General features: G+C 53.4%; 1 protein-coding gene (only partly in view). It reads right to left on the bottom strand.

Translation table 11 applies throughout. From position 1 onward, the window contains the following. Positions 1–13158 carry the 5' portion of a hypothetical protein gene (locus K2Y22_13550; protein MBX9879480.1) on the bottom strand. It extends 19365 nt beyond the left edge of the window, so the window shows 13158 of its 32523 coding nt (coding positions 1–13158); the start codon lies at positions 13156–13158; its stop codon lies beyond the left edge, outside the window.

The following is a 13158-nucleotide window of genomic DNA, read 5'->3' as shown; positions in this document are numbered from 1 at the left end:
ACCACCCACTACTGAAGTGGAAGGCACGGTAGAAATACTACCGCCGGCTACGACGTAACCTGAGGTTGCGGACAAAGTAACGTTGTTTCTGGTGGTTATCGCACCAGTTAACACATTAGTACCGGCGGTCATGTTGACGGTTGAGATGAAGTTAACATCACCTGTCGTAATTGAGCCTGGTGAACTTAAGTACATTGAAGATGTGTCGCTGCCACCAGCCCCGGTAATTGTGCCTGTTACAAGATTGCCTGTACCACCGGCTCCGGCTGTGATGTTGATTCTGCCTGGGACTCCCGATGAGGCGCCGCCGGTGGACGTCAGGTTGCCGGTAGTTATTGCACCTTGCGCATTTAGATATATGTATCCACCGTTAGACGTAGTGCCTGTGGCGGAAGTAGTTATATTGGATTTGGTTATCGTCGTGCCGGAGACTATGCTTACATAGCCGCCGTTACCGCTGGTAGAAGGTGTTGTTGTTATGTTGCCGCTGACGTAGGTAGCACCGGTTGTAGATGTCAGACTGACATTACCACCTACGGTGGTGCTAAATGGCGTCATGGTGCCGTATATCTGAACATGCCGTGCTGCAGTGGCAGTAAAGTTGAAACCGCCTGTAATACCGCTGGCATTTGTGCTTTGTACGATCACATCAGAGGCTGAATTGAGGTTTAGAGCTCCGCCCATAGTTATGGCGCCTTGAGCAACTATATTCACCAACCCTGTTGTTGAGGAAGTGTTAATTGCAGCATTTGTGGTTAGACCGCCCGGTAAAGCAAGTATTAGACTTTCAGACCCGGATACTTGGGTAAATGAATTTAGGAACAGCGATGTACTTCCGGAGCCGGCGCTAGTATTGAGTGGGACCAGCATTTGTGTATCGCCACCGGTATTCATAGCAATATTGAGCGATCCGGCTCCGCCTGACCCTTGGACGGTATCGTAGCCGCCTGGACGAATATTGATACTTGTTGTGGGTGTGACATTCAGACTTGAGGGAATGGTGGTGGCAGCACCATTCAGTCCGTACACAAGGTTGCTGCCCGCAGTGCCTCCAGTTTGGGTCAGTGTCCCTTTGGTGATATTTGAAGGATTGAGACCAGTTGAACCGGTGGCCGAAAGTAAGATGATGTTGCCAGCCTTGTCGCCTGTGCCATTGTTGGTTGCGCTTGTATTGATGGTGCCAACGCTGATGGCGGTCGATGAAGTGCTGCCACTAGAAAGGAAGACGCTGCCTCCTAGGGCTGTGGTTGAACTACCATTGGCAGTGGCTTGAGCGCTGATATTGCCGGAGATTAGAATACTGGCAGAACCGGTAAGTGCAATTGAGCCCGCTGATCCATTGAGTCCTGTTGCATCGGTTGTGATATTACCAGTTACATTTACGCCAATACCAGGCAGAGATGTGCCAAGATAGGACATTACTACATCGCCACCGCTAGTACCTGTAGTAGTAAGATTCTGTACCTGAATATTGCTGAATGAGCTGCTAGCTATGATGTTGATGTTTCCACCAGTTCCACCGCCTGTGGATGAGGTGTCAATTGTACCGGTTATGTTAACGGCGCCGGCAGCTAGTAAAACAACATTGCCTCCATTGAGCCCATTGGCGTTGATGCTGTCTGCAGAAATACTGTTGGTTGCGGCAATTAAGACAACTCCGGTGTTGCCGGAAACCGGTTGATTAAGAAAGATACCGGCGTCTGAATATAAATAGAGGAAATTGCTGGCAATCGTGGATGTTGCATTTATGCTGTTTACGCCAGTGACAATTAACGAACCTAATGTAGACACAGCAGCGTCTATGGTGGGTGCGTTGCCACTAGTTATATATATGTTTCCTGTGGTGGCGGTTGTGGCTCCAAGTGTGGCGGAATTGCCCATATTTATAGTTAGCGATTTTGTGCCTAGTGTTATGGTTTGCCCGGTCGAGGTAAATGTAGTGGTAGTATTGAATTGCAAATTATAGACTCCTGCAGGACCTGCGCCGGACACATCAATTGTTCCGGCAACGGTTATTGCACCTGGTTGGGTGGAGTTGCCAATCACCAGGGTACCAGCCGTAATGGCAGCTAAATCGCTGGCCAAAATGGAAACAGTGCCACCGGAACCGCCAACGCTTATCGGCTTGTTGCCATTTTGTTGAAGAGACACAGTGCCAACACCTGCATTGATGGAGCCGGAGAAGCTGACGTCATTGGTTGAAATTGTGATGGAGGAATTGGTTGTCCCGATGGTAGTTGATGCAGCGTTCGTTACGTTGCCAGAGCCGTTGGTGGTGATTGTTACTCCGGATATGCCTGTGGCGTTTTGATCGAGATTAATACTTCCATTGCTGCCTGATGTTGAAAGTGCAAGCGCATAACCGGTAATCGCGTGATATGTATTAATGGTACCGTTGTTAGTCAGCGTCAGTGTGCCTGTCTGTGATGTCACTGTGCCGTTGGTAAACATTTCGGCGTTGCTCGTTGTGCCTGTAACAGAGAAGTTGCCGCCGACGCTTGACGTGCCGATGATTGTGGCGGAGCCGGAATTAGATATGAATGAAGTTCCCGGCGCACCTGTGTTTGAAGTGACCATTGATGTGGACACCAAAACCGGCGAACCGGAAGTACCAATGTTGCCTGTCTTTGACGTTAGATTGAGCGAGCTGGTGGTGACGCCTGGTGAAAGTCCGGTTGAAATGTCGCCGCCGATATTGGTTATGTTGACTGTGCCGCCTTGTCCGCCAACGTTGGCTTGTGCGGTGATTGCGCCGGAGGTGCCGTTGGTTGCCGCACTGCCCATGCTGAAAGCTGATGAGCTGTTTGTGGTAATGCTGATTGTGCCACCAGTACTGCCGTTTATGCCTGTTGCACTGGCAGCGACTGTGCTGGAGAATAGGGCGTTTGTAGCAGCGTTGACTGTTATAGTGCCGCCATCACCACCTATTGTACCTACCGCGCTGGCTGCGAAAGCACCTGTGACACTCACGTTGGCGCCGGTTGAAGTTAGGTTGAAGTTGCCGCCATTGCCGCTTGTGGGTGCAACCAAGAAACTTGCGCCGGCTGTCACGGTGAGGGTGCCGCTGGAGGTCAATGACACTGTGCCGCCTGCGCCGGTTGTAGAACCACCGCCTGCGTTGACTATTAATGTAGTTGCTGTGCCGGCTGTTAATGTGCCGCCTGTCACTTGCACGGAAATGTTACCGCCATTTCCGGTTGTACCGCCGGTTGCATTGAGAGCAAGTCCATTGGTGCTGAAGGCAAGCGTCGAGCCTTTGAGGCGAATGTTGTTGGTCGGCATAGTGCCGAAGTTGCCGGATCCGGAGGAATTCGCTGATAGGGCTACTTGAGTAGCGCCGGTTCCAAGTGTCAGTGTGCCACCAGTCCCGGTGCCGATAGCGTCAAAAATGATTGTGCCGCCTTCACCATTGCCGGCAGAAGTGACGCTGATGTTCGCAGTAGTGTTGTGAGTGATACCACCAGTACCATTGTTGGTTATTGAAATTGTGCCACCCTGTCCGGACGATACGGCGTTGGCGGAAATAGTTGAATTAGTTCCCTGGGTAGTGGAGGTGCCGACACCGAAGGTCGTACCGCTGTTGGTAGAAATTACAATGCTTCCACCCTTGCCGCTTACTAGAGCATTAGCGCTTACCGCACCGGTGAATCCGGCAGTACTAGCTGCACTGACGTTGATGCTGCCGCCATTGCCGCCGATTGCTCCTACAGCACTAGCGCTTAAGGCTGCCGCTACGCTAACTGTTGAATTGCTGGAAGTGAGATTGTATGTTGGACCGGCGCCACTTGTTGGGGCGGCGGTGAAGCTTGCTCCCGGTGTTACGGTCAATGCGCCACCGGCAATGAGGCTGATTGTGCCGCCATTTCCTGATGTCGATCCACCGATAGCGCTGGCAATGAGTGTCGTGGCGGTACCGGCTGTGACGGCACCTGTTGTTGTTTGGACGTAAATGTTGCCTCCAGATCCTGTTGTTCCACCGGTGGCATTCAAGGAAAGACCATTAGTGCTGAAGCTCAATGTTGAGCCTTTGATTCTTATGTTATTTGTGGGAGCAGTGCCTGTGGTTCCGGAGCCTGATGCATTTGCTGTTAGTGTAAGCAAAGTGGCTCCCGTTCCTAGTGTGAGTGGTCCGCCGGAGCCGGCTCCAACGGCATCTAATACAATGGAGCCGCCTAAGCCGTTACCGGCTGAGGAAATGCTCAAGTTGGCGGTAGTGTTGTGAGTGATACCACCGGTGCCGTTGTTGGTTATTGAAACTGTGCCGCCTTGTCCGCTGGTAACCGCATTTGCAGCAATTGTGCTGTTTGTACCCTGGGTTGTTGACGTGCCGACACCGAATGTTGTTGCGCTATTGCTGGCAATTGATATGGTGCCACCATTGCCGCTGACAAGGGCGCTGGCGCTCACAGCTCCGGTGAAGCCGGCTGTAGTTCCGGCGCTGACGGTGATGCTGCCGCCATTGCCGCCTATGGCGCCAGTTGCCGATGCGCTGAGGGCGGCTGCGACTGATACAGACGAGCCTGTGGACGTCAGGCTATAGGATGGACCGGCACCACTTGTAGCTGCTGCATTAAAGCTGGCGCTTGGCGTGACGGTCAACGCACCGCTGGATTTAAGAGTGATGCTGCCGCCTGCGCCGGATGTGCTGCCGCCAACGGCATTAAGAACTAGTGTTGTTAATGTTCCTGCTGTTAAGGCGCCGTTGGTTGCTTCTATTGATATGTTGCCGCCTGCCCCAGTTGTACCTCCTGTGGCATTAACAATTAGACCGTTTGTCGAGAAGCTGATACTGGTTGCTTTCAAACGCACATTGTTAGTCATAACGGTGCCTACGCTGCCTGCTCCAATGGAGTTAGCATCCAGTGTTACTGCTGTTGCACCGGTTCCCAGTGTCAATGTGCCACCGGCCCCGCTACCTACGGCATCAAGGAGAATTGCTCCGCCCTCACCATTGCCCGCGGCGGTTATGCTCATATTGGCACTTGTGTTATGAGTGATACCACCTGTGCTGTTGTTGGTAATGGAGATGGTGCCGCCCTGTCCGTTAGCGGCAGCATTGGCTGTAATTGCTCCGCTGGTGCCTTGAGTGGAAGATCCGCCAACGTTAAATGTGCTGCCGCTTGTGCTGGACAATGTGATTGTTCCACCGGCTCCTCCTGTAGAACCAATTGCGCTTGCACTGACAGTGCTGGAGAATCCTAATGTCGTTCCGCCGCTTGCCGTTATTGAACCGCCTACGCCTCCCACTGAGCCGACAGCACTGGCGCTAAGGGCGCCGGTAACAGAAACTGCCTGCGAACTGGATGTTAGTGTGTAGGAAGGTCCCGCACCGTCTGTCGGTGCAGCTGTGAAGCTGGCTCCGGTGGTCACGGTGACCGAGCCGGAACCAGAGAGGAGAGATATACTGCCGCCGGCGCCGGAGGTCGTGCCTCCTGTGGCCGTAGCGATAAGAGTTGTTGCTGTTCCGGCTGTTATATTGCCACTGAGTAATTGAACTGTTATTTTGCCACCAGAGCCAGTTCTACCGCCATTTGAGTTGAGGGTAAGTCCGTTGGTGCTGAAACTCAATGTGCTTCCCTTAAGGAATATGTTGTTTGTTGGTGTGGTGCCTCCAATACCTTGCCCGAGTGCGTTGGCTGAGAGGGTGACAGCGGTTGCTCCTGTGCCTAGTGTTAAAGGACCTCCAGAACCTGAGCCGACTGCATCGAGAGAAATAACTCCGCCCTTGCCCTGACCAGCGGATAGAACGCTTATGTTAGCTGTCGTGTTGTGAGTGATACCACCTGTGCCGTTGTTAGTGATGGATATCGTTCCGCCTTGTCCATTTTGCGTGGCATTAGCGGACAGCGCGCCGGTAGTACCATTGGACCCACCACCACCGACGTTGAAAGTGGTGGAAGACTTAGATGCTAGTGCTATCGAACCGCCCGCACTTGAGCCTGACCCGCGTGTGACGGCACTTGCATCTAAGGCGCCTGTGATAGCCAGATTACCGGTGCTACCGGTGGCACCGGCAATAAGACTTATCGTAGCTCCATCTCCCGTGGCTCCCTGAGGAGCAACAGATATCGAACTTGTTGTAACACTTAGATCGCGTCCTGCCGAGATAGTAATTGTGCCACCTTTTCCATTCGAGCTATTAAGTGAACCACCACGTGCAGCCAGGCTCAGGCTTGTGGCTGACGTGCCAATAGCTAGATCGCTGGTTGTTCCTGTTGTGGTCACGGAAATGGAGCCGCCGTTTCCTGAGCCAACCGCGTTGGCGTTAAGGGTCAGTCCCGGAGTTGAGGCACCGGACCAAGAAATACTGGAGCCCTTGAGAGTGATTTGTCCGCCGTTGAAGTTTCCGGAGCCAGCCGCGTTGACAGATAGTACGGAACCGGCGGTTATGGTGAGTGCTCCTGCTGTTGAGCCGCTTGCCGCATCAAGTGTGATAGTCCCACCGGCGCCACTGGAGGCGTTGACTAAAATATTGCTTCCCGGCAGCGTAATGCCACCACTACCCATGTTCTTGATTGTGATTGAGCCGCCACTTCCTGCGTGTCCGGTGGCTCTGGCGGATATGGCTGCACCCGTTCCATTGGCACCTGGAGAAGCACCGCCGATATTAAATGCCGTAGAGCTATTAGTTGTGATACTAATGATACCGCCGCCAATAGTGCCTGTGCTGTCGGATAGGATTGTGCTGCCGGCGGTGGCAAATGACAGAGTGCCGCCTGCGGCATTATTTTGTCCGGCAATAATGGTGACCGTGCCGCCGCTACCACCTAGGCCCGACAAACCGGCGCCTACGGCGCTGGCATAGAGACTACCGCCGCTTATACTGATATTGCCGCTGCCGGCAGATGCGTTGGTTCCGGCAGTGAATGTGAATGTTGCACCACTACCGTTAGTCGGTCCAACCACAAAGCCTGAGCCGATACTTAAAGTGATGTCTTTTCCGGAAGAAAGGGTCACTTGTCCACCGGCGCCTGTCATGTCACCGCCTCTGGCACTTATGGAAATGGATTGAGCACCGGTGCCGATATTCAAGGAGGTGACAGAGTCTGTTGTTTTGATGGATACTATTCCCCCGTCACCAAAGTTGACGACTTGTGATGCATCAGCGTTTAGCGTGAGTCCTTGTGCAGCAGAGCCGGTCCAGTTAATGGTTGAACCGGAGAGCCAAATTTCTCCGCCTTCGTCCATTGTCGAGCCGGCATTGAGTGTTGTACCGGCGGCGATATTTAGAGGTCCTGTTATGGGTCCTTCAGCAGCTAAAAGCTTTATTGTGCCGCCGGCGCCGAGGGTTGCGTTAACCGAGATGTTATTGCCCGGTAAGGTAATTCCACCGATGCCTGTGCTGGTAATAACTACAGACCCGCCAGCGCCGCCTGAACCGCCTGAATTAGCTGTAATGGCTGCCCCTGTGCCATTGGCATTTGTTGCTGCGCCGCCAATATTGAAGGCGAAGGGGCTGCTGACGGTCACGCTGATGCTGCCACCATTGCCGCCTCCAGCTCCATTTGCTGTCAATGTTGATGAACTGGTACTAAATGATAATCTGCCACCACTCACTGAATTGTTTTGTCCTGCCGATATGGTGATTGAGCCACCGGCGCCTGACGTGACACCATTAGCTGATAAGCTACCGCCAATTATGGACACAGAATCGTTGGTGGAAGTAAGGTTGTAGTTGCCGCCCTTGCCGCTTGTGGGTGCGGCTGTGAAGTTGGCGCCCGGAGTAACAGCAAGAGCACCCTTGGCGCTAATGGTAATGGTGCCTCCTGCGCCGGATGTTGAGCCACCGACCGCGCTAATCAAAAGCGAGTTGCTGGCACCTGTCTGAATGGCTCCGTCTGTAACTTGTACCGAAATCTTGCCGCCTGCCGGCGCGGTTGTGCCACCAGTTGCTTGCAGAGTTAAGCCGAGACTGCTATAGGCAAGAGTGGTGCCTTTTAAGCTGATGTTTGTCGTAGGTGCTGTTCCGACAGCTCCTGTTCCCGACGCATTTGCGGCAATGGTGACTGCGGTGCCGCCGGTGCCTATTTGCAGAGGACCGCCGGTGCCGGTGCCGACTGCATCGAGGGTCACCGAGCCGCCCAGTCCATTGCCGGCGGCTGTCACGCTGATATTTGCGGATGTGTTATGCGTGATACCACCTACGCCGTTGTTAATTATGGTTATAACCCCGCCTTGTCCGGAAGTAGCTGCATTGGCCAAGAGAGCGCCGCTCGTCCCTTGAGTGGCGGAACCGCCAATATTGAATGTAGAGTCGCTATTGCTGCTTATGCTTATGACGCCGCCATTACCTCCGGTTGAGCCCGAAGCACTCGCGCCCAGTGCTCCCGTAATATTGGCAGTCGTTGCTGCATTTATAGTTATCGACCCGCCGGCGCCTCCGGCAGCTCCTGTGGCGCTGGCGCTCAACGCTGCTAACGTTGTTACAGAAGAACCAGTTGAAGTTAAAGAGAATATGGGACCGGCACCATTTGTCGGGGAAGCAGTGAAGTTGGCACCAGGCGTAGCAGTCAGTGCACCACTCGATGAAATGGTTATGGTGCCTCCGGCTCCAGAGGTACCGCCGCCAATTGCGCTCAAGCGCAAGGTAGCTGCTGTTCCGATTGTGAGCGCTCCATTGGTAATCTGCACGGTTATTTTGCCGCCGGCGCCTGTTGTGCCTCCTGTAGTGTTGGCTTGGACGCCGCCTGCGCCCATGACAAGGGATTCGCCCTTGAGAAAAATATTATTGCTGACTGCAACACCTACAGTACCGGATCCTATTGCACTGGCGGTTATGGCGACACCTCCTGCTGCGTTTAAGGTCAAAGGTCCGCCAACACTGTTGCTGCCGACGGCATCGAGTGAGATTACGCCTCCTAAGCCATTGCCTGCCGCAGTGACGCTTAAGTTGGCGGAAGTATTGTGGGTGATACCACCCGTGCCGTTATTTGTAATAAAAATTTTGCCGCCTTGTCCTGCCGACACTGCATTAGCGGCTATGGTGGTGCTGGTTCCTTGGGTGCCGGAGCCGCCGACAGCGAAGGTTGTGGAGCTGTTGGAGGTGATAGTAATACTGCCGCCATTGCCGCTCACAAGAGCACTGGCGCTTAATGCACCAGTGAAACCAACGGTGGTGCCGGCTGTGGCGGTGATGTTGCCGCCATTGCCGCCTATTCCGCCGACAGCACTGGCGCTTAGAGCTGCCGTGACCGTCACGGAACCCTGCGTAGAAATTAAGTTGTATGTTGGACCGGCGCCACTGACAGGAGCTGCGGTGAACACTCCCGCTCCAGGTGTTACCGACAAATTGCCCGATGATTTAATGGTAATAGTGCCACCGGCACCTGATGTGGAACCACCGGTAGCTGTCGGCCTTAATGTGGCTGCGGTGCCGGCAGTGAGTGCTCCATTGGTGGCTTCAATATAGATGTTGCCACCGGCACCTGTTGTGCCGCCTGAAGCGGTAAGAATGGGACCATTGGTGACGAAGCTGATTGTTGATCCCTTCAAAAATATGTTGTTGGTAACAGCTGAGCCGACGGTTCCAGAGCCTGCGGCACTGGCGGTGATGGTGACAGCCGTGCCGGTACCTAGTGTGAGGGTGCCACCTAAGCTGTTCGTGCCAACTGCGTCTAGTGATACCACGCCGCCTAGTCCATTGCCGGCAGCAGTCACGCTGATATTGGCTGTAGTGTTGTGAGTGATACCACCAATGCCATTATTAGTAATGAATACTTGTCCGCCTTGTCCGCCCGTTACCGCATTGGCGGTAATGGCGCCACTTGTTCCCTGCGTTGACGAACCACCAATATTGAATGGCGAACTGCTATTGGAGAAAATGGTAATTGTTCCGCCTGCACCACCTGTACTGCCTAGGGCGCTGGCTGAGACAGTGCTGGAGAAACCGGCACTGCTAAATGCGTTGGCGTAAATACTGCCGCCGGCACCACCGTTTGCACCAACGGCGCTGGCACTCAGGGCGCCGGTGACAGCGATAGTAGAACCAGTGGAGATGAAAGTATATGAAGGACCGGCACCATTAGTTGGCGCGGCAGTGAAATTAGCTCCTGTGGTTACAGCTAGAGCGCCGGATGAATTTAGAGTTATTTGCCCACCGGCGCCGGAAGTCGATCCGCCCACGGCGTTGACCACGAAAGTGGCGGAGCCTGCTGTTATTCCGGAGTTGGACGTCGACACTATAATTTTGCCGCCGGCACCCGTAGTGCCACCGGTTGCATTTAATGTCAAACCATTTGCAGAAGTGATTGTTGTTCCATAGAGAAGGATGTTGTTGTTGGATGTTCCGACTGACCCTGAGCCCGATGCATTAGCTGATATGGTAACAGCCGTTCCGCCATTTCCGATTACTAACGCACCACCGCTACCTGAGCCGACGGCATCCAGTTGGACAAGTCCACCCAACCCGTTGCCGGCAGAAGTGACGCTTACGTTGGCGGTAGTATTGTGTGTGATACCGCCCGTACCATTGTTTGTGATGTATAGCTGTCCGCCCTGACCGCCTGTAACGGCATTAGCAGTGATTGCACCACCTGTGCCGTTGCCGCCGCCGCCACCGATATTAAAAGTCGTGCCGCTATTACTCAGTATTGAGATAGTGCCGCCTGCTCCGCCGATAGAACCAATTGCGCTTGCACTGACTGTGCTGGAGAAACTAGCCGTGGTCGCGGCAGAGGCGAATATATTGCCGCCCGCGCCACCATTAGCGCCGACAGCGCTAGCGCTCAGAGCACCGGTCACCGTGACGGAAGAGCCATATGACGTGAGGTTATAGACGCCACCGGCACCATTTGTGGGCGCGTTGGTAAAATTGGCGCCAGTTGTAACTGCCAAAGCTCCGCTTGAGGCGAGACTTATCGTGCCCCCCGCACCGGATGTGCCACCACCTGTTGCGTTGATGATGAGAGAAGTAGCTGTACCGGCTGTTAATGTGCCACCTAAGACTGAGACATTAACTTTGCCGCCGGCGCCTGACGTGCCGCCTGTCGAACTTAGCGTTAGACCGTTTGTGCTGAAGCTCAACGTTGTGCCTAGCAAACTTATGTTCGCTGCAGGTGCGACACCGACGGAGCCTGTGCCGATAGCATTGGCTGAAATGGTGACTGCTGTGGCGCCTGTACCGATGGTTAATGGTCCACCTGCGCCTGTGCCGATTGCATTGAGTATAATCGCCCCGCCTCGTCCGTTGCCGGCTGAGGTGACACTGAGGTTGGCAGTTGTGTTGTGCGTGATGCCGCCGGAACCGTTATTGGTTATGGAAATAGTACCCCCTTGCCCGGATGTGTTATTGGCAGTAATTGCTCCAGTGGTGCCGTTGACACCACCGCCGCCAATATTGAAGGCTGTTGAGCTGGTGGTATTTATTGTGACCGTGCCACCGGCATTTGTAATTGTGTTGATGCCGGCGTTATTACCGGCAGTGATGCTTACTGTTCCTGCTGATGTTTGCAGGTTTTGAGTTGATATGGAAGCTCCTGTGGTGGCACCGGCAATAAAGGCTCCTGAGCCTATGGCTCCTCCAGGTGAGATGATTACATTTGGGTCATTGAATATAGTAAAAATAGTCGGCTGTGCCGTTGCCAGAGCTATGCTGCCTGTTCCACTTGCTCCGGTAGAAGTTAGATCGCCGGTCGTAATTGCAGTGCCGGAATTGGCTCCGGCTATCATGGAGATGGCACCACCATTACCGCCGCCATTGCCGTTGGCAAAAACCGGGGTGCTTGTCGGCAATGTAATTGTGCCTGAGTCGGAAGCCGAGCCGGCAAAGGCTACTAATTGGATGTTGCCGCCATTACCAACGCCACCTGTACTGGACGAACCGATGTAAGAGATTGCCGCACCTGTATTTAAGTCGATTTTGCCGCCGGTGAGCGATGCGCCGGTGATTGTGAGAGTAGATGTGGTGTCATTACTACCGGATGCCGGACCATCGGAAGTAAACTTGGCGCCGGCGACCATAGTTATCGCTCCACCATTGCCTGATAGTCCACGAGTGTCTATCGAACCGGCACCTGTAGTTGTAAGAATATTGCCGCTGGCAACTATGGCTAAAACTGTTAAAGGCGTAGTGCTGGTACCAAGATTACCGGAAATTGTAACATCGCCTGCAGTGTTGTAATACGTCGGATCTCCGGTTATGTTCATGTTGCCCAGGTTTAAATTGTTTGTTGCTGCACTAACATGTGCTTCACCGGCTGAGATGTTTATTTGACCGGTGACGTTGCCTATATCGGCATTCACAATTCCGTCGCCGGAGTACATGTTCAGTTGGTGAGACAAGAAATCTCCACCGATGAGACTCAAGTTGTGCTTGCCGGAAAATGCTAAATCGCGGAAGTTGATATTGCCGCTGAGCGCTTTTAATTGTCCTGCCATGTTGTTCATGGCTAAATTGCTGGCCATTTGCGAGGCGATGTTGATGTTGGCCAATTGTGATTGAATGACACCGCTGTTGACGATGTTGTTGGCGGTCATGTTTATATTGTTGAGCGCCGACATCATTGCCAGTGCCCCGGTGTTGGTAATTGAACCACCGGCCATCATGGACAAATTGCCGGCGCTGGTGATTGTTCCGGCGTTGACTATGTTGTTGACTGCATTAAGGGTGAGGTTGGCTAAAGACGAACTTATTGTGGCGCCGGCATTGTTGAAAATATTGGCGGCGTTAATACTGGCGGCTGTCACTGCCGGGTTGGACGAAAAGATATTGTAGGTGCCCGAATTGACGAAGTTGCCTGCCAAGTTGAGGCTTTGTAAAACTGCAGCGTTTTGAGACACTCTCACACTTTCAGGTACGACAAGGTTGCCAATGCCGGTCATTAGGGTCGGATTTAATCTAAGTCCGCCACCCACTGCTACCCCGAGATCGTTTAATTGTAGGTACTGGTTACCTGTATTCATAACTTGGCGCACGGCAACAAATTCAGCTGCAGTTAGTGCTTGCGATGCTTGGACCGTTACGGTCTGACCACCGACAGTAATATTGGTCGGACTAAGGTTGGTCGGGGCTGTGAAATTTTTTGCGGCAGAGCTTAAGTCGAGGTCAGGGGTGGGGGCGGGAGCAGGGGCAGCGGGTGGAGTTGAGGCATCTTGAGCGTATGCAGCGGGCGGAAACGCCAAAAATCCCGGCAGAATCAACTGCCAGGTTAATAAAACCAT

The organism is Candidatus Obscuribacterales bacterium (assembly GCA_019744775.1).
GTDB lineage: Bacteria > Cyanobacteriota > Vampirovibrionia > Obscuribacterales > Obscuribacteraceae > SBAT01.
This window is presented reverse-complemented; position numbering and strand designations above follow the sequence as displayed.